Source organism: Gracilibacillus suaedae, from assembly GCF_017599345.1.
Classification (GTDB): domain Bacteria; phylum Bacillota; class Bacilli; order Bacillales; family Amphibacillaceae; genus Gracilibacillus; species Gracilibacillus suaedae.
The window spans coordinates 1-24793 of the sequence record NZ_JAGFVL010000009.1; the positions used below are offsets into that span (position 1 = coordinate 1).

At 35.7% G+C, this 24793-nt stretch carries 16 protein-coding genes; all 16 read right to left on the reverse strand.

Annotated features, from left to right (window positions below):
- Positions 1 to 277: 277 nt before the first annotated feature.
- Complete coding sequence (locus tag J5J03_RS00980; protein WP_208585678.1) at positions 278 to 1720, reverse strand: glycoside hydrolase family 32 protein; 1443 nt, start codon at positions 1718 to 1720, stop codon at positions 278 to 280.
- A gap of 2 nt (positions 1721 to 1722) precedes the next feature.
- Positions 1723 to 3333 (reverse strand): extracellular solute-binding protein, encoded by a 1611-nt coding sequence (locus J5J03_RS00985; RefSeq protein ID WP_208585679.1) that lies wholly within the window; start codon positions 3331 to 3333, stop codon positions 1723 to 1725.
- A gap of 20 nt (positions 3334 to 3353) precedes the next feature.
- Complete coding sequence (locus tag J5J03_RS00990) at positions 3354 to 4244, reverse strand: carbohydrate ABC transporter permease (protein ID WP_208585680.1); 891 nt, start codon at positions 4242 to 4244, stop codon at positions 3354 to 3356.
- A 16-nt stretch (positions 4245 to 4260) separates the two neighbouring features.
- A complete protein-coding gene (locus J5J03_RS00995; RefSeq protein ID WP_208585681.1) occupies positions 4261 to 5232 on the reverse strand; it encodes an ABC transporter permease in 972 nt (323 codons plus the stop codon).
- A gap of 392 nt (positions 5233 to 5624) precedes the next feature.
- Positions 5625 to 6245 carry a YesL family protein gene (locus tag J5J03_RS01000; RefSeq protein WP_208585682.1) on the reverse strand — a complete coding sequence of 207 codons (621 nt, stop codon included), beginning with the start codon at positions 6243 to 6245 and terminating at the stop codon, positions 5625 to 5627.
- Positions 6246 to 6391: 146 nt separating this feature from the next.
- The gene (locus J5J03_RS01005) at positions 6392 to 7723 is read right to left on the reverse strand and encodes an ABC transporter substrate-binding protein (protein WP_208585683.1); all 1332 of its coding nucleotides are present in this window, start codon (positions 7721 to 7723) and stop codon (positions 6392 to 6394) included.
- Positions 7720 to 9318: a response regulator gene (locus tag J5J03_RS01010; protein ID WP_208585684.1), complete on the reverse strand. Its 1599-nt coding sequence runs from the start codon at positions 9316 to 9318 to the stop codon at positions 7720 to 7722. Before J5J03_RS01010 ends, J5J03_RS01005 begins: the two co-directional genes overlap by 4 nt.
- On the reverse strand, positions 9296 to 11107 hold the full coding sequence (locus J5J03_RS01015) for a sensor histidine kinase (protein ID WP_208585685.1): 1812 nt from the start codon (positions 11105 to 11107) through the stop codon (positions 9296 to 9298). Before J5J03_RS01015 ends, J5J03_RS01010 begins: the two co-directional genes overlap by 23 nt.
- A gap of 217 nt (positions 11108 to 11324) precedes the next feature.
- Positions 11325 to 15110 carry a GH32 C-terminal domain-containing protein gene (locus J5J03_RS01020; RefSeq protein WP_208585686.1) on the reverse strand — a complete coding sequence of 1262 codons (3786 nt, stop codon included), beginning with the start codon at positions 15108 to 15110 and terminating at the stop codon, positions 11325 to 11327.
- 244 nt (positions 15111 to 15354) lie between these two features.
- On the reverse strand, positions 15355 to 16326 hold the full coding sequence (locus tag J5J03_RS01025; RefSeq protein ID WP_208585687.1) for a LacI family DNA-binding transcriptional regulator: 972 nt from the start codon (positions 16324 to 16326) through the stop codon (positions 15355 to 15357).
- Between the two features lie 411 nt (positions 16327 to 16737).
- A complete protein-coding gene (locus J5J03_RS01030; RefSeq protein ID WP_208585688.1) occupies positions 16738 to 18237 on the reverse strand; it encodes a glycoside hydrolase family 32 protein in 1500 nt (499 codons plus the stop codon).
- 6 nt (positions 18238 to 18243) lie between these two features.
- Entirely contained in the window at positions 18244 to 20451 is a 2208-nt protein-coding gene (locus J5J03_RS01035) for a GH32 C-terminal domain-containing protein (RefSeq protein ID WP_208585689.1), read from the reverse strand.
- A gap of 13 nt (positions 20452 to 20464) precedes the next feature.
- The gene (locus J5J03_RS01040; protein WP_208585690.1) at positions 20465 to 21307 is read right to left on the reverse strand and encodes a carbohydrate ABC transporter permease; all 843 of its coding nucleotides are present in this window, start codon (positions 21305 to 21307) and stop codon (positions 20465 to 20467) included.
- Positions 21304 to 22209: a carbohydrate ABC transporter permease gene (locus J5J03_RS01045; RefSeq protein ID WP_208585691.1), complete on the reverse strand. Its 906-nt coding sequence runs from the start codon at positions 22207 to 22209 to the stop codon at positions 21304 to 21306. The genes J5J03_RS01040 and J5J03_RS01045 overlap by 4 nt, the downstream gene beginning before the upstream one ends.
- Positions 22210 to 22274: 65 nt before the next feature.
- Positions 22275 to 23591, reverse strand: a complete 1317-nt coding sequence (locus J5J03_RS01050) for an ABC transporter substrate-binding protein (protein ID WP_208585692.1) — start codon at positions 23589 to 23591, stop codon at positions 22275 to 22277.
- A gap of 153 nt (positions 23592 to 23744) precedes the next feature.
- Complete coding sequence (locus tag J5J03_RS01055) at positions 23745 to 24710, reverse strand: LacI family DNA-binding transcriptional regulator (RefSeq protein WP_208585693.1); 966 nt, start codon at positions 24708 to 24710, stop codon at positions 23745 to 23747.
- Positions 24711 to 24793 lie beyond the last annotated feature (83 nt).

Consider the following 24793-nt stretch of genomic DNA (forward strand, 5'->3'; position numbering starts at 1 on the left):
CACTAACGTTGTAGAATAGCTCCATAGCGAAGGCCGTCCGCTTCCACTCCTACGGGATGATTTTAGACTAAGATCCACTTTTTCAAGCGGGTTTTTTAGCTTAGTCGAAAATCCCGTGGAAAGGGAAGTGGACAGCCGCAGCGATGGTTTCCTATACGTTTTATTTCAAAATGGCTACTTTGATAACAAATGCGTTGATACCGAGGATTATATACTTTCTTTCCTTAGAAAAAATCCAGAAGGTCTTCTGGCTTCTTTTAATACATTTTAATAAGATTTAAGTACTAGGTTTTAAAAGATACCCCTCTTCAATCTTAATCTCACCACCTAAAGCACGAAGTGAAATTACTTCACATGCTTTATCTGGATATACTAGACTTGTTATAGCAAACACTCCCCTGTTACCAAAGATCTCAATTGAAGAAGAATCAATGACAATGCTTAATTCAATTTTTTGGGTATCAGGTAATTTTATTTCTTGTTGAATAGAGAAATTATCAGAGAAAGAAGTAACTCCCGAATTATGACGATCTAGAATTAATAATTGTTTTTGTGCATCAATGATGACTGATGTTACATTCGATTTTGTATGATGAATATCCACTCTATATTTTGTAGCATCCATACTTTCGATATTGAGCGTTATCATTCCATACGGTTCCTCGAAATCAAATTGTAATTCCTTACCTATCCATTTGTTATGGATTACTTCTTTGCTAGTAAAATAATAATCCAATTCTTGTACAGGTTTCTGTACGATGGAATAGGAATCCTTTAGTTTACGAAGCCCTAGTTCCCTAGGTAATGTCATTTGACTTCTCCAACCATATGTTGGTACGTCATTAGCATAACGCCAGTTACTCATCCATCCTAAATAAATACGTCTCCCATCTTCTTCAGGTATATCAGAAAAGCTCACACCCGCATAATTGTCTTTTCCATAATCTAACCAATTTGTCTTTTCCTGTTCAGCCTTAAATACAGAACCATTAAATGACCCGACAAAGTATTGTGTACGTGAGCCTTTATCTGAATTAGGATTATCTCCAATACTCACAAAAAGCACCCATTTAGATTCCTCCCTGTTTTCTACTTGTAGTTCGAACAAGTCCGGACACTCCCAAACCCCGTCATGTGATCCCATGTTGTCACCGAACTCACTTTCAAAATACCATTTTATTAAATTAGGAGAAGAATAAATAGATATCGTTTGACCAGTTGCCAACATCATTATCCATTTATTGGAGGGGTGATACCAAAATACTTTAGGGTCTCTGAAATCAATTTTTGATTCATGCTCTAACACGGGATTATTTCGATACTTGATCCATGTCCTACCATTATCGTAACTATATGCTAAACTTTGTGATTGTTTTGGCGGCTTGTCTGCTCCGTTCTCTAAATGATGTGTAAAAATCGCGACAAGACCAGGCTCATCAGGAAAGAATCCTGTAGTATTATGCCAATCAACGACAGCACTCCCTGAAAAAATAGTGCCATATTCATCCGGATATAAGGCTATCGGTAATTCTTTCCATGCAATCAAGTCTTTACTGACAGCATGGCCCCAGTGCATGGGACCCCATTTGCTGTCATTTGGATTGTATTGAAAAAATAGATGATATTCTTCTTTAAAGTAAACTAAACCATTCGGATCATTCATCCAATTTTTTTGTGGTGAAAAATGTAAATGTGGTCGATACTTTTCTAGTTGGGACATAATTATTGCTCCTCCAAATTTCTATCATAGGCTGTCTGTTTGATTTCTAACCAATCCTGATAACCAAGACGGTCTAATTCTGTAAGATACTCCTCCCATTCATCTTCAACATTACCGTTTGAGATCCATTCTGCCTTTTTTCTTTCAACATATGGAAATAAATCTGCTTCAATAGTAGAAAGTTCATCTAACTCTTCTAATGTCATAAATACTTTTGGATAAATATTGTCATTATTCATATAGGGAACCAACTCTTCATGAAGTAGATCTAATCTCCACGCAGCATCATCCGGCATTGTTGTGACATCACCATAATATTCATCTAGAATCGCTAATGGGCCGCCAATCGAAGTTTCTTCACGCAATTCTACTGGCGCAGTTCCTTCTAGAGGTAAGTGTTTTAGCATATTTTCACTTTCAACATATTCAAAGATATTTTGTTTCTCTTCATCACCATATGTCCCCCAGTTATTTTGCACAGACTGATGAGGATCATATAATTGATCAATCCATTTCGCAGTTAATTCTAGATTTTCATTTGCACTAGTAATAACCATTCGTGCACGATCAAAGCCCATTCCATTCGAGCGAGCAACATGTTTACGCCCACCAGGACCTTCTAACGGTGGCAACAATTGATATTTATCATTCTGACCAGTTATATTTGCCTTATCCCAAGTAAAATATAATCCATACCTTTCTTCTTTCCCCTTCGCTAGATAGGAATTCCAGTCTTGTTCAAAAGCTTCTACATCCATTAAGTCTAATTCATATAATTCATGTAGATAATTAATTGCTTCCTTGTATCCTTCTTGTGCAGTAGTGAATATAACCTCCTCATCATTACTTACAACAGTATGATCCCAGTTTTCACCCTCTCCAAACGGTGAAAATAAAAATGAAAGATCTTCCCCACCATGGTTAATCATGAAGGACATTGGAATAGTTTGCCCATCGCCAGCCATATCATTTTCTTTAAATGCAACCAGGGCCTCTTTGAGCTCTTCAGTTGTTGAAGGCATATCTAAACCAAGCTCTTCTAACCATTCAACATTAATCCAACCTGTAGCATCGAGTGAATGAATACTTTCCTTACCTGCTCCTAATTCTTCAATCCAAGGAAAAGCATAAATATGACCATCAGGTGCTGTCATCATCGCACGATATTCAGGTGCTTGCTCTAATACCGCCTGTAAATTTGGCATATATTGGTCGATTAAATCTTCCACCGGTATAATTGCTTCATCATTCGCTAAGTCCAGTAATTCATAATCACTGTAGCCTGCATTCATAATTGCATCTGGTAATTCACCGCTTGCTACTGCTAAATTTCTTTTTTCAGCAAAGGATTCACCGGTGTAATTTTTCCACTCTATGTGAACGCCTGTTTCTTCCTCTAAACGTTGTAAAATCAATTTATCATTTGGGTCTTCAGGAGCCATTGGTGAACTTTCTGTCATAAATTTTAATGTTACTTCCTCCTCTAAAGGAAAAGTGATATCACTTAACTCATAGTTTTCTGATGAAGCATTTTCACTATTACTACTACATCCAGCAATTAATAAAATGCTGGCCAGCATACCTGTTAATAAACATCGATACATATTTTTCATCAATTGATCCCTCACTTTTTTTATTTTAATGATCCTACCATGACACCTTTTTCAAAATACTTCTGGAAGAAAGGGTACATGATCATCAATGGTAGGCTTGCTATCACAATGGCAGAATACTTAATCATTTCTGAAATTCTTTGTAATTCTGCTCTAGCCAGTTGGTCACCTATCATGCCTGGCTCTACTTCGTTCTGAATTAAAATGTCTCGCAAAACTAACTGTAGTGGATACAGACTTTTATCCTCTAAGTAAATCATGGCATCAAAGTAGGCATTCCATTGTCCGATAAAGGAGTAAAGTGCAAGAACAAAGACAATCGGTTTAGCTAATGGTAATATAATACTAATGAAAATCTTGGCATCTGATGCACCATCGATTCTCGCAGCCTCTTTCAATTCATTAGGCAAGCCTTTAAAGAATGTCCTTGCCAAGATTATATTCCAAACAGTAATAGCTCCCGGTAAAATAATTGCCCATGGACTGTTAAGTAACCCCAAATCTTTTACTAGTAAATAGGTGGGAACCATTCCGCCATTAAAGAACATGGTAAACAGAAAATAAAGCATAATTATTTTCTTTCCCACCAGATTATCAATAGACAATGAGTAACCCGCTAGGATAGTAAAACCAACTGAAACAAGCGTAAATCCGGTAGAATATAAAATAGAATTTAGAAATCCTCTCATGATCGATCCATCATTAAAAATTCGAACATACCCATCAACTGTCCAGTGTTTTGGATCGAATGAAAGTCCTTTCGTTAAAAGAACATCTGGCTGTAGGAAGGAACCTAATAGTACATACAAAAGAGGTAATGTAACAATTAGTACTACTACAACCAAAAAAATCTTATTAAAAAAGAGCAGAACTTTATCTGTTTTGGAGTTATTAATGAGATTGTTATTCATTTCCACTACCTCCTCTCTAATAAAGGGTTTCGCCATTTGCTTTTTTTACAACTGCATTAACTGTCACTAAGAGAACCAAGCTAATGATGGAATTGAATAAACCAATTGCTGCACCAAATGACCAATCAGCAGCTTGCAGTCCTCGTTTATAGACATACGTATCAATAATTTCTGATGCAGGTAAATTCATCGAAGTCTGAAGTAAGTATGCCTTCTCGAAACCAATCGTCATAATTCCTCCAACAGCTAAAATGAATAGCACCGCCATCGTTGGTTTCAATGTTTGCAAATCAATATGTCTAATACGTTGAAGTAATGAAGCACCATCAATAGTAGCAGCATCATGTAATTGTGGATCTACATTCGATAAAGCTGCTACATAAATAATCGATGCAAATCCCGCAGACTGCCATATTCCAGATGCGATAAAAATGGTACGAAAATACTCTGGCTCAGACATAAAAGAAATCGGGCGATCTATCACCAATGCCAATAATGCATTTAACGGACCTGCAGGGGATAGAAAGATAAAAGCCATCCCTGCGATAACTACAACGGATATAAAATGTGGTGCGTAGAGCACAAGTTGAATATTCTTTTTAATTTTCGATCTTCGCACTTGATTTAACATAAGAGCTAATATGACAGGCACTGGGAAGCCAATTAGCAATTCGAATGTACTAAGCTTTATCGTATTCATAAAGATTTGATGAAAATTTGGTGACTCCAAAAACTTGATAAAATGTTGAAAACCTACCCATTCGCTTCCCATTATCCCCTTTAAAGGGCTAAAATCTTTAAATGCTATCGTCACACCGTACATCGGAATATAATTAAAAATAAAAACTAAGACAACAGCAGGTAATAAGAACAAGTACAATATATAATTTTTTTTGATATATTCTAATGAACTTTTCTTTCTCTTCCCTTCATATATCTGCTTGGTCAGTGTATCTGACCTAGGTGATGTACCCCAGCCTTGCGCCATTAGAATTCCTCCTTCGCTCAAAAGATTTCTTTAGAATACAATAAGTTACATTAGCAGTTGCCACTTGCATGTGTTTAATATACCAAATGATGAAACCGTTTTATTTCAATATTTTAGGTTGCTGAGCTTCAAAATATTTGGAGAAAAAATTTCATAAAGTGAGAATATAATCACCGGGTAAAAAGCCGGCAACCCCCACCTTAAATGCTAAGTAGCTATCGAGTACTTTGGTAGTAATGATGAAATATTTGAACAGCTTGACCACCACTCCGGCTGCCCCCCTTTTGTGAGGTTTGCCCTTCAGCTAACTTTTCCGAGCAAAATGCACTGCTTTAATACTTCTTGTCATAATAAAAAAAAACACTAGTGTGGACTAGTGATTGTGAATACTTTTAATAGGACTCTGTAAATCCTTGTTTTCTCGGAAAAGATAATGTCGCTATTTTCATGACGACAAAGCAAAACAAACTGGTTCCAAAGAGGAGAATTAACGCTGGAATAAACATATATATACATAATATAACACCTAGAATGGCGATCAACATAATCGTGTGAAAGGGACGAGCTATTGTCAGTATGCATGCATATCGAAAATACTGTATCAACGAAAAATCAAAATGAACATATAACGGAAAAATGTACAATATACTTATCGCATAGAATATCCCAATAACTAAAGTCAAATTAAACAGCATAATTTGTACATAATCGTTACTTAGATGTTGGATAATTTTAAAATCTAGAAATAAAAATACTCCGATGAATGTAACAGTATATCCCAGAAGATTTGACTTTATGAATTCGGATTTGAACTGTTCGATAAATTCTGTCCAGACTGGCATATCCTCATCTACCATTATAAGTTTTCTAATAACAGCAAATAATGCTACTGTGGCCGGAAAGAAGCCCAACACAATGAGGCCTAACAAAGAAAACATAATCCATAAAATATTCAACAGAATCAAATTAAATCCTAAATTCCCCAACCGCATATACCATCTCTTTTCAAGCATGTTGACTCGCCCCTTCATTTAAGTGCTATTAAGCTTATCACTACTTTCACTTTAGCAAAATTAGCAGTTTTACGTTTATAATATTTTCGGAAAATATCCTATAACATTTTTGGAAATGTATTGAAGGAGGGGGTCACCATATATGATCACTCTATTTCCTTTAACCGCTTATTAATTGTTTCAACCGCATCATCAACAGACGATCTAACATCTTTTTTAGCAATACCAATGTCTTCAAATAATTTCTTTACAGCTGTGCTGATCTCGGGATAGGCAGGGGTTACAGGCCGATTTCTAGAATAATAGTATGCTTGATGCAAAAATATATTGTAAGGATATTCGTTAAATATAGGCAAATCCTCTGCAACTGAATATCTTGCTGGAATATCCCTAGTTATGGTTACATACTTTTTCATTCCTTCATAGCTCGTTACATAACGAATAAACTTCCAAGCTTCTTCAGGATATTCTGTTTCAGATGAGATTCCTAACGCCCAGCTTCCATTTGGAACTACCTGTTTATCTGCTTTCGGGAGCGGGGCAATTCCGAAATCTTCGCCTAATATAAATCCATTTTTATCCAATTCACTTACTGCCCACGAACCTAGAACTGTCATTGCTAATTGATCGTTTTCAAACGCTTTCTCTGGTAACTCGAGCGCTGCGACTCCTTCTTTATGATACAAGTCTTGATAAAACTGAAGAGCTGTTAGAGCTTCATCTGAATCCAGATAACCACTCGCTGTGGAACCATCAGAGCTTACTACACTAGCACCGAACTGCCATAGGAATGGCAACTTAAAATAGGCTGGAGATTCACCATTACCGAAACCTTGAGCTGGATCAATCCCATATACACCTTGCTCTTTGTTTTGTACAGCTTTAGCTATTTCAATAGTCTCTTCCCAGGTCATAGGCTTTACAGGACTTTCGTCTGGAAAAGGCACACCAGCTTCTTCAAAAATATGCCTATTATAGTATAATGCAATACTAGATTCTACAATTGGCATTAAATAGATTTCATTTTGGTATGTTAAACCTTCTATGATGGACTCCGGAAAGTCATCTCTTATATCTACATCTTCTTTCACAAAAGGATCTAATGATAGCAAAATCCCAGCATTCGCGTACAATGCTAAATTAGGGCTGTCAATAGCCATAATATCAGGACCAGTTCCAGTTACGATTTCCGTTCGCAATTTCACTTCATAGTTATTATATTCAATTTCTTCCATATTAATATTTATGTTGGGATGCGCCATTTCAAAGTCACTAATTAACTTATTGTAGGCTTCATTTTCAGCAGAGTTACCAAAATTACGCCAGAATGTCAGGTGTACCTTGTCTTCTTCATTCATTACCTCTTTAGCACGATGACGATCTTGATCAAGCATTACCGGTGTTACCACCATTATTAAAGAACTAATGACAATGCTAATGAATAAAATGAAGAATAAAGAATAAATTACTTTTTTCATATACATACGTCCTTTGTAAGAGACTTACGGTATGCTGCTGGTGTTTGACCGACATGTTTCTTAAAAACAGTACTGAAATAAGCGGAACTAGAAAAACCGACTAAATTAGCTACATCAATAATCTTTAAATGTTGATCTTTTAGAAATTTTTTTGCTTCCTTCATCCGCCTCTCCACAAGATATTCACTAAAATTTTGTCCAACTTGAAGCTTAAAAATTTCTGATAGATAAGCACTATTAATATGAAATAATTCAGATAAGGTTGTTAAAGAAATATCACTTCCATAATGCTGATCCAAGTATCGTTTTACACCATCAACAATGAGCTTTCCATCGGTTATACGTGTAGTACTTACCCGTTCAATGATTATACTTGCAAGCTGAATAAGATGATCCATCACTTTCTTTTGAGAATTAAGCTCCCAAATTGCTTGTTGGCTTTCCCAAATAAATCTTTGTGTTTGTGTCGTTTCCATATCATATTTTTTAGCAATTGCGCCTAAAGAAAATAATATTCTGTTTGCTATGATGGAGAAAGATAACACAGATTGCTTATTTGTTTCACCTAGCAGCAATTCAAGTTCTGACTTAAACCGTACCAGGTTGGTTTGTTCAATAGCATTGGTTATTCTTTTTTCTAACTCTGGTGAGAAATCGGTAATTCCTTCTTTTTTCACTGTTTCATCAATAACTTGCGAATGTGTGCCTAATTGACTTTGACTCCAAGACAGCAAGCTAGAAATATATCCCATTTTAAATTTGGTTAATCCTGTCACAATATCGCCGATACCAATCACCGCTTCTAGCTTAAGTAAAGCTTTTACATGATGCTGAATTAACTTAACTAAACTAGACGGATTGCTGGAGTCATCTGTCACTCTTAAAAAGTGCATCATATTTGTATAATTGGGGTCATAAAAAGAAAAGACACCTGATTGATTTTCAGCAATTTCCTTACACAACATCTGAAAAGTCATTTGTAATTGTTTAGCACGATCAGAATACTCGATTAGATCCCGTACCTCTACTGTAATAAACTGAACTTTTACGTTTTCTCGGAGAAGACTGTGTAATTTTAATTGTTTTAACCTATCTCTAACAATACTATGCTGTAGCCATTCTTCTTTCACTAAATAAAGTAAATATCGTTCTTGCACTTCCTGTAATTGAGTACGGGCTAGCCTTTGCACTCTCTCTAATTCTAATTGTTTACTCTTGTCATTGTCTATTTCTTGTCTCATTCGTTTTAATACTTCTTGTAATTCGTCCGGATCTACTGGTTTTAATAAATAATCTCTCACCCCTTCTTTCATGGAACTCTTTACATATTCAAAATCGGAATAACCTGATAATACGATAACCTTCATATTTCGTTCATTTTCCTGGCACTGCTTTGCTAATTCAATTCCGTCCATTACCGGCATTCTAACATCCGTTAGTACAAGATCAATTCCATTTTCAGCAATTAACGCAAGCGCCTCTTTACCATTTACCGCTTCTGCTACAATTTGAAAGCCTTCCTTTTCCCAATCAACCTTCCAATGTAGTCCTTTTCGTACTTGCGCTTCATCATCAACGATTATGACTTTCTTCATCCTTTCCCCTCCCCTCATAGTTTATATTTAACGTTATCCGTGTCCCTTTATCTATTTCTGACTCTATCTGATAGGAGAATTGTTCCCCATAATATAACTGTAGGCGATCTAAGACATTTTTAAGACCAATACTGTTTCCGCTGCTTTCCAGTGTATTTAGCTTGGCTTTGTTATCGTCATCATCTGATAAATGGTGAATAACATCTTTAGACATTCCTATCCCATCATCTTCTATAACGATTGTTAATTGATTAGATAGATAACTTATTTTTATATATACTGTTGCATGATTTTTGGCAATAAAGCTATACTTTACTGCGTTTTCAACTAGTGGTTGAATAATAAATTTAATAATTGGAAGATTTTTAGATTCTGGATCTTCATCAATAGATATATGGAGTGCCTCTTCGTATCGAAGTTGTAAAATAGTTGTATAGTTACGAATATACTGAATCTCCTCACCTAATGTGACAATATTAGATTTTGTGTCCAACGAATAACGCAACATTTTCCCCAAATATACACTGACATTCATCACTTCTTTATTCTTACCTTGAGCTGCCAATCCCCCCATAATTTCTAAGGTATTATTTAAAAAATGAGGATTTATTTGCAACAATAAAGCTTTATACTCCGCATTACGTCGACGAATATTAGCTTTATATTCATTATCAATTAAACTCTTTAACTGTTCGATTGTATGAGCAAACACCTGTAAAACATAACGGATTTCATTATTTTCTGATTTAATTGTTGGCATCATCTTCTTTGCACTATTAAAATCCCCATTCTCTAAGTAACTCATTGCTTTCGTTAGCTCTCGAAGCGGATTGGTAATAGAAGATGAGAAGACAAATGAAGCAATAACGGTAATTAAAAACACGCCAAAACTAAGTAAAAGCATACTTTTCTGAAGTTGATAAGGATGTGCAAACAAATCCTCTTCTGTCACTTCACTCATTAAAACCCAATCACCTACTGATAATTGCTGATAAAACAATAAATAGTTTTCCTTATCGTCTTCTATTTCCAACAATCCTTGTTCAATTGGACTGTCTTTAATCTTTTCTAAAGAATTAGTAACAATCCCTCGAGGTGTTTTTATTTCTCCTGTTAATACACTTTCTCCCTCTTCGTTCACGATAAACGTATTTCCTTGCTCGCCAATCTTTATCTTATCTAATGCATTTTCAATCAATTCTGTTGAAAAATTAACCTTAATAACACCACTATCACCTAAGGAATTCATATCTACTAAAGGGATAAGGTGACTATTAATATGCAAATCTCGCATTACAGCTGACTGTTGATTCAAGTCTTTATGTGAACGTGTATATGTCTTATTATGATTCACAAACTCACTATACCAAGTGTTATCTTCTAAATCAGCATAATCTCCCCAAATCCCTTCCCCGTCATGTGTAAAGATGGACACTGAAATATCATTAGAGTTATTGACCATCATCGAACTTAGTAATCTGTTCAATTCATTTCTTACTAATAATCGAGCCGTGGTCAGTGTATCATCATCTTTTTGTTTTGTTTCTAATTGTAACCATTCCTGCGTTATCGGATTAACCAACACTTGTTGTCCTACATCTTCAGCCTGCTTGGTAATGGAGTCAATATAAAGTGAAAATTGGTCCATCATCTCAACTGTTAATTCTTGCGTTTGATCTTTTATATAAATAGTAAATAAACTAGGAATAACCAAAGACAAAACAAGAAATGGTATGGTTAATAAACAAGAAAACACTAGAAATAGCTTATTTCGTAATGAAAAAAACATATTCGTTCCTCCAAATACATATAGAACATTTTAAGCTTTATTAAATTAACAAATAAATTAATTTCACTGCTGATTATATCACGGGAAAGGTCCCTGTATAGCCTTATCTTTACTAGGTGCGACTTCAATCATCGGGGATAGGACAGTTTAGCGCCGAGATCAATTAATTTAGAAAAGGGAAGTCTACCAACCTCCCTTTTCAACCTATCGTTACCAGTTAATCTATTTCTGAAGATAATGTCCACTGCTGATATAATTGCGATGGATCATATTCCTGTAACGTTAATTCACCAGCTTCTGTTACTCCCATTGCTTGACTATTAAACACAGATATTATTGATACAGTTGCATTCTCGTTTTCTTTTATTATCCAACGTTGGTTATCATAACCGAGGTAATCATATAGCTGAATTTTATTCTGGTCCGTATCTAAATCGATTGTTTTACCATCTTCATTCCTTATTGAATAGGAGTCTTGTTCGTCTCCAGTAGGAATTAAGGTCCAATTTGTCAGCTTATCTTCTTTTCCTCCTGTAACCAATTCACCATTATTAGAACTAGCTGCATAGATGGTTCGTCCGGTATGAGGATTGATAAAGGAAGTTTCCATTAAATCAGCTTCCTGCACATTACTAATTTTCACATTTTGATAAGTAGCTCGACCTCCGAATACATTTAACCCAAAGTGTCCATCTGCAAAGTTACCATCTTTAACATCTATTATGTTCTCACCATCTACGTTAATTCGAATCTGTGGGCCATTTGCTTCAATTTTTACTTTGTATATTTTTCCAGGCTGAATAAATGCCGGAACTTTCCTGATAACCATATGTTCTTCAAAACGTCCATCCAATTTATAAAAAAGACGAAAAGCTTTCATATTAGGATCTAAGTTAAAATAATAGCCACTCCTTCCATCTTTACTTGCACGGAACAGTATGGATCCAGCTCCACCAGATTCATCAAGCATCATGTCTGCTTCGTATATAAAATTCCCTCCACTTTCTTCTGCCATGTAATTAGCATCACTGTTATGCGAACCTCGAATCCCATCTTCCGTAGTTAACCAAGTAGAACCAGATATATCTGAGGTCCAACCTGTAAGATTTGTATGAAACTGACCATCGTATACGCTTACATTAATCTTCTCAGACACTTTGTTATCTGGCGTTGATGCTGTAATAGTTGCTTCACCATCACCTACTGCTTTGATTACTGCGTGACGATTATTAGCAGATTCTATCTTTACGATATCAGCATTTGATGTCTTCCATCTTATTGGCTGCGTTCCATTCTTTTTATTGCCAGCAATCGCTGCATCCACTGATTGGGTATCTCTAATATTCATCTCTATCTCTTTCGGATTCGTCACGATACTAGCTTCTTCATTTATATCTCGATTCCAGATATCATTAAGTGCATGGACTTTAAGCGACACTATCTTAACAGCGTCGTCTTCCGTATAAAAGTTAACTCCTCTACTCGTTGCTTTAGGAAAGATGACATCCGAAAATACTGATTTTCCATCGTTCGCAAACACTTCAATAGACGCATTATCCACAAAAACATTCCATTTAATGCGTTTATTTTCGGGTAGCAACGGAGCTTCATGTAAGGTAGTAAATTGATTAGAGAAATCGGTATAACCTGAATTGGACCGATCGATAAACATTAGATTATCTATTACGTTATAACCGATCATCGTTTTTTCTTTTGTTCCCTCTCGAACTTGGAAACCAAACTCGGTTACGTCACTATTCGAAGGTATTTCGATCTCTGCTTCGATTTCATACGACCCTTCATTTACTTTTTTCAATAGGTTGGAGGCATTATCAGGGTTTATACGTTTATTCTCTGCTTCAAAAACTGTTTTACGAATCGTTTTTAATTCTTCAACTGGTGATTGAGCAAGCCTTACCCCTTCAGTAGTTTGTACTAATCGTAATTCTCTTGGAATAGTAAGTTGACCTTGCCAGCCTTCTGTTGGAAAATCAAATGGGTAGTCCCAATTTGTCATCCACGCCATGGTTATACGACGATCACCTCGCATATTTGCAAACGACATCGATGCATAGAATTCTTTACCATAATCTGTTTTCAATACATCGCCAACAGGATTGTCATTGATGAATTTCCCATCAGGTGTTAGCTCTCCAATAAAATATTCTGCATCAGATCCTTCTGTACTCGGATTTGCTCCTGTACTGATCATGAGAACCCATTTCTTTTCATCAGTTCCTTCGACTTGTAGTTCAAAAAAGTCCGGACATTCCCATACCCCGCCACGAATATAATCACCATAACCAAAGTTATCTGTATGCTCCCACTGAATAAGATCTGTAGAAGTAAAGATTCGAATATGATCTCCGCCCGATACAACCATTATCCAACGATCATTCGCTTCATCACGCACTACTTTCGGATCACGAAAATCCCATCCTCCTGGATCTTCGTCGCTTTTTCCCGGATTTTCAATTACAATCGGGTGTTCTGTTGAATATTCCCATGTACGGCCTTTATCCTTACTATAAGCAAGACCAATTCTCTGATTTCCATTGTGAGCATCAGGGTTAAAAGAAGTATAGTACGCTATCAATCCTTTGCCACCAGAATCAGTAAAGAGTCCGGAATCATTATCTAAGTCTGCAACCGCGGATCCTGACCATACATGCCCAAAATCATTCCACGGCAAAGCTATAGGTAAATGCTTCCAATTAACTAAATCCTCACTAACTGCATGTGCCCATTTACCACCATCCTGGTGGAAGAGATGGTACTCACCTTCGAAATATACAAGTCCATTTGGATCGCTGGCAGATCCCCGAGCTGGCGTATAATGATAATCCGGTCTATAATTTTCTTTGTAATATTCATTTGCTGGCACTACATAGACATCTTGAAAATAAGCTGTGCCTCTTAAAACCGTCAATCCTGTTAGACCATCCGTGTAACTATTATCTGTAACTTCTACTGCTGGCTCTGCATAGCCATCTATATGCAACGTTATCCGCTCTTTATTTACTATTATTTCCAAATGGTGTTCGGTATTATTTTGTGATTTAAAACTTCGTGTGGATTTCCCAAGTACCGTACCATCTGATTTTTGTATCTGTGCTTCCATTTCATCTCCATGTTTCATAAGTACAGCCTGATAACCATTCGTTCCATCTTCATTCATATGAAATGTTAGACCTGCCTCCGCTTGTTCGTCATCAAATGAAACATTACCTTCTAACACAAAGTCACTTGCTTTTGTTTCATATACTTTTTTAGCTAATTCGTTCACATCTGCTCGTCCTTTTAAACCTTTTATGTTTGGTTCCCAATTTCCTTCCTCAACTAAAGTTGAAGCTAAATTTGTAGTAAGATCACTCACTTTTACATTCTGAAATAATGCAGAACCATTCCAAACATTTAATCCCAGATATCCATGATGATAAAGCGTAGCATTAGAATCTATAATTGGTGTATATTGATTTCCCCAAAATATCTTAATATTATCATCTACTACTTCTACCTTTAAATGATAGATTTCACCTTCCTGAATATTTACGTCAACTTCTTCATTTAATCTATCTTTATCACGAGCATCACGTAGCCGAATAAGCCCTGCGTTTGGTACTATTTGAACCATATAAGAATCCCAACCATTTTCACCAGAGCGCAAAAGCAAGGTAGGATCTGCTGATTGGTCCAAAATTTTTATATCTGCTTCATAAGTAAAGTCTTCCGACTGAACACTCGAAACAGCCATTATATTCTCATTTGGTTCAGACGTGAGCTTTAAACCTTGTTCGGTGTCTTCAAGTGTACCTGCTCCATGTACTATCCAATTAGACAAATTTGTGTTTGCATTAATGATTGTAACCTCCTTATCTTCATTTGTACTCCCTGCTTTTTCTGTTTCCAATGCCTCCACATAGGTTAGTTTAGTTATTATTAGTCCTATTACGATTAAGAAAAGCAAGCGAAAAACAACTTTTTCATTAAATGCATGATTCATCAACAAAATTCCTTTCCAAAACAAAAATTTATTCGAATTGTTGGTTAGCCATGTTGTTTTTAATATTCACCTCCTTGGTGTTTTTTGTTTTAACAAATTAACTCCAACCATAATGTCAACCGGTTGACATAATGGAACAATTAGGGTCTTACTGTAATGTAAAACCAATAATATAGTAAGCGCTTCCACATGTCAAGCGGTTGACATGTGGAAAGACAAACTAATATTTAAACTATAAGAGACTTTATGTCGTTTTATTTATGAGGATATGAGGTGACAAAAAAGTTTCCCTGTGAAGTTCTTTATCGGGATGCTTAATAAGCTCTATCATTTGCGTTACAGCTGTTGAAGCAATGTCTTCTATTGGCTGCTTAATCGTAGTCAATTGTGGTAACAACCTGTTCACAGTGGAAGTGCCATCATAACCAACAATTTTCAGCTGCTTGGGCACTGAAATATTCATTTCCTTAGCAATTTGTAGACAGCTTGCTGCCATTAAGTCATCACTAGCAAAGATACCATCTGTTTCAGGATGTTCGTTAAAGATTTTTTTTATTGTTTGGATGATCTCTTCTTCATCAAAGGGACTTTTTACTACATATGTTATAGGTTTTTTAATTAAATCTTCGTATGCTTTTCTTCTTAACTGAGTTGGTGTCTCCAGTTCAGTAGGTCCATTAATATGAATAATAGATTTACACCCACGTTCTATTAAATGTTGAACTGCCATTTTACCTCCTTCATAATTATCTGATCCCACGACTGGTATCGTCTCAGAAAGGTAATGATCAATGGCTACTATTGGAAGATTTGACTTCTTATACGTCTCCACACCTCGATTATATGAACAAACAATTATACCATCTACTTGGTTTCTTATTAGCATAATCGAATACGCTTCTTCTTTTTCCGGTTGCCCTAGACTGTTACATAAAATAACTCTATAACCCATCTCTGAGCAAATTCCTTCTATAGATAAAGCTAACTCACTATAGAAAGGATTCGATATATCCGGAATGATCAAACCTACTAAATAGGTTCTTTTTTTATATAAAGATCTTGCTACATCATTTGGATAGTAATTCAATTCCTTCATAGCGCTTTCAACTTTTTGTTTTGTTTCCTCACTTAAATAGCCACGATTATTGATAACACGTGATACAGTGGTTGGCGATACACCCGCAACTTTAGCAACATCATTGAGCTTAATGGTCATATATGTTTCTCCTTAAAAATAATGAATTATATACTACTTATCCTTTTTTATTAGATCATACAATGATTATTTGAGAGTGTAAAATATTTTAAGTGAGTTTTTTATTAACTGTTATTCGTTATCCACAAATTACGTTTCTAATTTGTTTTATTCGCATTAACTCTTATATTAGCTTCTGATGCAAGATTTAATTCAAGTTGGGGATGTTTTTCGCCAAACAGCACAAGTTAGTGACAAACTGTTCTTGTGCATCATTTTCTGCGGCTAGTAACATCACCCATTTACTTGAACTTTCATGCCAGAATACTTTTGAGCCTCTAAATCCCATCTCCACTTTCAAAATTTCATATTACTAAACCTATTCATAAGGAGGAAGCTTACCTTTTCTACTCCCTCTTTAATTTTTTATGGCTATTTAAGTTCCCACTTAATCAATTCATCAATGTGTGTATGGCCTTCTGAATGAAGCGACACTTGCTCTCCTAATTCTTTTGAAAAGAATAACGAAGTAAAAACGTGTTCTCCATCATTAACAAAAATTTCAATCGAAGAAACATCTAAAAAAATGTTTAGCTTAACTTTTTGGTTTAAATCTATAGAATGGCTTCTCGTAAAATCATTATGAATCGCCATATTTTTAATAGGGAATTGAGCATTTCGACGATCTAGGACTATTTCATTTCTAGATTTATCAAAGCTTAACAATAATTTTTCTCGGTCCCCTTTAAAAAATTCCATTTTAAAATAATCACTATCATGCATATAAAATTGAATATTTATTTTCTGACAATTACCGTTCAATTTATCGTTCTCAAAGTAATCCTTTATACTAAAATGACTCCACTCTATCTTTTCCTCTCTAAACTTGTCTATCGTATGATAAGGTTTTTGAATAATCCTTCCATCTTTTAGCAATAGTTCTCGAGGCAGTGTCATGGAACCATTCCAACCATGTCCTAGTTCATGTAAAGGATATTCCATGTCCCACATATTCATCCAAGCAACCATCACCCGTTTTCCTTCTTCAGACAAGGTAGTTTGCGGAGCGTAAAAGTCGAAACCTTGATCCAGTTCCTGTTCGTTTTCCACTATGAATTCACCTGTCTCATAATCGAACTCACCGATTAACGCCATCGTGGAATGAATATTTTCATAACGATAGCCGATACGCGGAATTTCTTGAGGTGAAAAAATCAATACTTGTTTTCCATTTAATTCAAATAAATCTGGGCATTCCCATGCTGTTCCGTACCCTGGACCTAGTGAGAGTTGATTTAAATATTCCCATGTAACGCCATCATTGGAACAATAGAATAAAACATGTCCAACATTCTCATGACTCTTTGCACCAACTATCATATAAAATCGATCATGGTGCTCCCAAACTTTTGGATCTCGAAAATCTTCCAATCTTATGTTGGAAGGAACTTGTTGGGAGGAAATGACAGGATTATGTTTATATTTTTCGTATGTTATACCATCCGCTGACTTCGCTAAACATTGAACCTGTCTAATAGGAGAAACAATTTCTTCGCTTTCTATCACCTCCTCTTTCTTTTTCAAATTTTGATCATATAAAAAATCCAGGAATGAATCATTATGTCCGGTATAATAAAGCCAATGTTCATTCCCTACTTGAAGCCCTGATCCTGAGAAAATACCATTTTTGTCATAACTTTTATCAGGTCTTAAAGCGATTTTTTCATGATCCCATTTTATTAAATCATCACTAACGGCGTGAGCCCAATGCATCGGCCCCCAAACAGTATCATATGGGTAATACTGATAAAATAGATGATAGCTATTGTTAAAAAATGAAAAGCCGTTAGGATCATTCATCCAGCCATATTCCGGCATTAGATGATAATGATGTCGATAAGTCTTGTTTGTATTTTTCGTATTTATTGTCATATTTAATCACTCATCTCTTTCTGTTTTCCAAATAGATTGAAGTCTAAAAATTTTGATAGTTTTAATTTTTATATCCGTGTTACCAACAATAGATAGGTAATCACTATTGGATGATACGGTATAGGCTCTGCTGGATATCATTTTTTTCTGATTCAAATAACATTCCATCGCAGAATGATCAATATAAATATGTGCTTTAAAACCTTCATCCAGTTCAAGTGATCCGCCTTGAATATCACCCTCCTTATCCTTTCTGCTTTCCGTTCTATCCAACCAAACTCTATCGTTTGCTTTGTCAAAAAGCAGCTTTGTTTTTTCTTGATTAGCGGGATCCTTCTTTAACTCGAGTCCAACTAGATTCTCTGTTTCTTCAAATTCAATCATGATCTCTAGCATTTTATCCCGAATATTTTTCACTTGATGATTAACTTCTTCAATAGATTTATTACTTTCATGGATTAACAACTCTTCTCTTAATGAAACTAAATTTTCTAAAGGTTGGATACGTAATTCCTGATTCTCCAAGAATAACTCAATGGGCAAGCCTGCATGATGAGCCCAGCCTGCTTCATATTCTTCTTCTTCCTCTCGATCTCCTTGAAGAATGGAGAAAACAATCGTTTTATTTGTAACAGGATCGACAAATCCACTAGGACCGCTAAATTTAAATCGACCGTAATCCATTAATTCTGGTTCTATTGTATCTGGGATAAATTGGACTTTTTGCTTATCGAATTCACCTAAATAATAATAAGTATCCACTTCATATTTCGATTCATCATCAAAGAAACTCATAAAAATAAAGGCATACTTCACTTGCCCTTGCTGATCACGTACTGGTAATAAAACAGGGAGCTCCCAATTGGTTCCAAGGTATGGATAAAGGCTACTATCTACTGAAAATAATTCCCCTTTAAAATCCCAATGCTCACAATCCGTGGATGTATATACCCAAGCTGTTGGCCCCTTATCTTTGACACCGCCTCCAATGATTAAATACCATTTTTCTTCTGTTTCATCTTTCCAAACAAATGGATCTCGAAACTGTGCTGGGATTCCTTGTTGATCGGTTTGAAAAATGGTTCCTTGTGGTTCCATTTTCCAATCGACTAAATGAGTATCTTCTATATTTTCAGGACGAGCAATCGCTACACCTTGATTGTATGTTTTGTTGAAATTAGCAAAGGTATAGAATAGATAAGGCGTGTTATTGGGCCCTATGGTAGCGGAACCAGACCATACACCTGATGGCGACAATTCTCCCTTTTGTGGAAAGAGAGCCGTTTTTTCATTTTGCCAAAATACTAAATCATCACTCGTCCAATGCCCCCAATGCAAATGGGAAAAATAAGGACCAGATGCATTTTTCTGATAGAATAAGTGATATTTCCCTTTATAGTAAAAAGGGGCATGTGGCTCATTCATCCAATGTTGCGGAGGAATGGCATGATATTGAGGACGATGCACATCATCTAATAGTTTTTGTTCATCGAGATCGATATCTTCTAATGGCACTAATCGCTTGTCACGTATTTTCTCATATTCCTTTTGAATGTCCTTATCTGTCAGTGCATGATCATATACCTTTATAAAATCTATCAGGCCAGCAAACATGCCCCCTTTAAACACCTCACTAATCTCAAATGGGTGATTATTTAACCCGATGGATAACGCGATATCAGCAGAACGGAAAGATTTTATATTAGTACTTTCAAGTTCCTTCTTTCCATTGATATAAATGGTAACGGAGTGTTCCTCTTGGTTAAATGTCACCGTTAGGAAAGATTTAGTAAACAATTCAAGTTGACTATCGGTTCTAAAGGTATAAATATTTTTTCCATCTCCTAATTCGAATTGCACTTTTCCGTGTCGAAAAATACTTAAAGCGAATCCTTGTTGACTCGACTGATTAATCTGATCGATTATGGTAGTAGGTACGTCCCCGTGACATGCTTCAAAACACCGAGGTGCAAGAAAGGCAAATATAGAAAAAGACCCATTTACTTCTAAAGGTTGATCTTTGATATAAGTGGAATATCCATCAAAGTCCACTGCATATCCAGACACGGGTGATTCCACCCAATTAGGCGAACAACTTGCTTTATATTTTGCGTGATTGAATACATAATGAATCGGCAATATATTGCCGCGAATCGCTTCTATTGTTTGATTACCTTTTCCTTCACGAAAAGAAAGATCATATATTAAACTCATAACTCACCTCTCATTATTTAATCCCAGATGAAGAATTCTGAGGAGTAATGTATTTTTGTCCCAAAATATAGATTAATAGAATCGGAATGGTGGTGACAGTTAATCCTGCCATGACTTGGTTTAAATAAGCTGGCTTCGTTTCATTCATAATATTTACCGCAACTGATAATGGATATTTACTCTCTTCTGTAAAAACCATTAGCGGCCAAACATAATCATTCCAAGCGCCGACAAAAACCAATATACCAATGGTCATAAAAATAGGTTTGGAGATTGGGACCACTATTTTGGTAAATATCTTCCAATTAGATGCTCCATCTATATAGGCAGATTCCCTTAGTTCATTAGGGATTTTTTGAAAAAACACCATAAACAGATAAATATAAAAGGCACTTCCAATATGAGGAAGCGCTAATCCCCAAACTGTATTCGTCAAATTCCATTGATTGATAATGATAAAAATTTGAATGAATACAGATTGAAAGGGGAAAATAATTAAAATAATTAATGCGCTTGTAATAAATTTTTTAAAGGGTACATCAAATACAGCTAAAGCATATCCTGCCAACGAGTTAACTAATAAGCTTCCTAATACAATAATAAAAGTGTAAAAAACACTGTTAAAGAAATGGATCGAGAAATTAAATCGGCTAAACATTTCTTGGTAAGGAACTAACCAATTTTGCATATTACTAAAGTTCGGTATAAAACTCTGTATCGAACCTATCTCAGCTGAAATTTCCGCCACCGTTTTTGTACTGCTTACAAACATCCAAACAGTGGGAAATAAGAACAAAATAGCAAAGGCGATTAATACGATATATTTTAATAAACGAATGACCGTAATCCCTTTCACCTTCCTTCCTCCTTTACTAGCTTTCTTTGGACAAAGGCAATCATAATCAATATGATGGCAAAAATGACGGTGATGGCACTGGCATAACCTATTTGACGATACCTTGTTCCTTGTTCAAACATATATAAAAGAATACTTGATGTACTGCCCTGCGGTCCGCCATTTGTTATAACTAAAGGTTCAATGATGATTTTAAAAGTTCCTGTGGTCACAACAATTAGTACAAATACGACCTGACCTTTTATACTAGGAAGCGTAATATGTTGGAATTTCTGCCAAGCATTTGCCCCTTCCATAGAAGCTGCTTCATAAAGAGAAGATGGTATATCCTGAAGAGCAGCCATTAAAATTAACATCTGAAAACTGATCCCTTGCCAAAGTATAATGAAGGAAATGGTCGGAAGTGCTAAATTTGGGTCAGAGAAAAACTCCTGTTTTGCAAATCCTAATGAAGCCAAAAATTCATTTACAATTCCTGAATTGGGATCTAAGATATTTTTCCATAATAAGGAAACAACGATAATAGACAGAATATACGGTGAAAAGAAAGCTGTTCGAAAAAGTGTATTCGTTTTGGACTTTTTCGCAATCAGCGTGGCCAAAAATAAAGATAAAATAACCTGTAATGGCACAATATAAATAACGTATTTCGCTGAATTAAAGAAAGCCTTTTTAGCATATTTGTCATAAGCTATTTCCATGTAGTTATCAAATCCAACAAAAGATATATCATTTGGTTTCAGCAAATAATAATCAGTAAAAGAATAACCAACGGCTAAAATTAGTGGATAAATAACAAAGATACTAATTAATGTAAAAGCCGGAAGCAAAAATAATACCTTACCACTGAAAATAAAATCAAGCGTTTTATTTTGTTTTATCTTTTGCTTAATATTATGCATAAGAAATACTCCTTTGATGGAATAGCAAGTGTACGACTTAGCGTACACTTGTTAATTTCTAATCCTTACTTAAACCTATCTGCCTCACGATCTACTTTTTCCTTCGCATCATTGATGAGACTTTCGAGTGATCCATTATCTAATGCAATTCCTTCCATAATGTCACCAAGTGCATCTTCCAACACTGGGAAAATGGGGGATTTTGGCTTAAGATGGTTCGTATTGACTAACTGTTCTAACATAAGCTTTCTTGGGTAATCGCTATATGTTTCGGATGAATCTAGTAGCTCTTTATGACCTGGAATTAATCCAGCCGCTTCTTCCATTTTGATCGCACTATCTTTGTTGGTTAAATGCGCTACTAGCTCAGCTGATAGTTCTGGATACTCTGTGTTTTGCGTTGCTGCGATATACCAGCTGCCATGCGGTGCTGATTGGTGCCCACCTTTCCCATACGGATAAGGCATGATCGACCAATTTAAATCTGGATATTCATTTTCAAATACATCCACCATCCATGGTCCTTCAAAACTAATCGCCGCTTCCTCTAATGCAAAAGCGTCTTCTCTTGTTGTAGAAGCTACAATGCCATCTCTAAATAATGTGTCTATGAATTGTAATGCTTCCATTGTATTATTGTTATCTAAATATCCCTCTGTATCGAGACCATTTTCTCCGACCATTCTCGCATCATTGGAAAAAATGATGGGAGAATGGGCATACATATGCCAACCGTTATTTTCTGTAAACATATGGACAGGTTCTTGTCCCATATGATCTTTAAGCTTTTTCGCATTCTCCAAAAATTCTTCATAACTCCAAGCTAAATCCAACGTCCAATTGCCATTTTCATCTGCTGGCACCTTAATGCCCGCTTCTTGGAATAAATCGACGTTATAGTAAACAGGTGATGATAAATCAAATGATTGCAAGGCGTAAATATTATCTCCTACACTACCAGCTGAAATAATGGTATCTAGGTATGAATCTAATGTTGCTTGATCTAAATATTCATTGAGCGGTAAAAGAATATCAGAATCCGTATACGAAGCAACATACACGCTCTCTAATGCGATAATATCTGGCAGTTCTCCAGTAGTGATCGCTGCATTGACCCGATCATTATAGCCGCTTCCTCCTCCTGTTTTGACGATATGTTCTACCGTCACGTCTACATTTTCATGTGCTTCTTCGAATTCTTTCGCTCTCACATCATAGTTTTCTCCTTCAGGGTCATCAGCAGGAACATGTACCCAGACTTCCAACTCTTTGACATCCTCTTCTGCATCACTGTTTTCCGAAGTATTATTTGATGAATTAGAACAAGCAACTAATGCCAAGAAAATCAACGGGATCACTAGAAAACTAATTATATTTTTCATAACTTCTCCTCCTCATATAAGAAAACGTTTCCACAATAGTGAATTTTAAAAGGGGATAACCCCTTTTTTGTGTTGTGTGGAAATGTTTCCATCTTTGAGGCTAGTATATACAATCCCCTTCATATTGTCAATCCGTATTTTAATATTTTTCCATTAACGCGTTGTTTCCCCTTTTACAAATTCCACCGGGTGTATTACTGGCGTTACATAAGAACCTTTTATTCTTTTGATTAATAATTCCACCAAACTTCTTCCCATTACTTCTACTGGTTGTCTAATCGATGAAAGTTTTGATTTTAGCACTTCATAAACATGAATGCCATCATACCCTATAATAGACAGCTCTTCAGGAACTTTAATATTTTGTTCCTTTGCCAGTTCAAAAAGCTCCAATGCCATAAGATCATTTTCAGCAAAAACCCCATCTACATTTTTATATTGAGATAGAAATCGCTTTAAAAATGCTGTTTGGTCTTTTATCGGGTCTTCTTCAGTATAAATAATATACTCCATTCCCTCTTCTTTTGCTGCACTTTCAAACCCTTTTTGCCGTTTCTCAACCTCTGTTAGTACGCTGTTTGAATAAGATCCAATATAAGCAAGATGCTGACACCCCGTGTCCTTTAATACTTGAAAAGCGATTTTTCCCCCACCGTAATTATCACTGGATACATAAGGAATTGCGCCAATATGGCGATCTACCAACACAATCGGCATAGAATTATGAATTTCACTTTCAATTTCGTTATAAGAAATCCCGATAATACCAGAAACTTTGTTCTGTTTAAGCATACTGATGTAACTCAACTCTTTTTGAATGTTGCCTGAAGAATTACATAAAAGCATTTTGTAACCGTTTTTATCTAGTGCATCTTCAATATAATAAGCAAGTTCTGAAAAAAATGCATGATGAATGGACGGTAAAAATAGCGCCACAATTTTACTATCTTGTGTCACAAATGCTCTAGCCGTTTCATTGGGAACATATCCTAATTTATTAATAGCATCTTGTACTTTTATTTTTGTACTTTCACTCACATATCCAGATTTATTAATAACTCGCGAAGCCGTGCTAATTCCTACACCCGCTAGCTTCGCAACATCTTTTATCGTTGCCATACTATCACCTCAGATAAAAGCATACCATAAATGAAAACGTTTCTCTATTTTTAGAAAAGTTATGTCTCCAAAATATTTTTGTT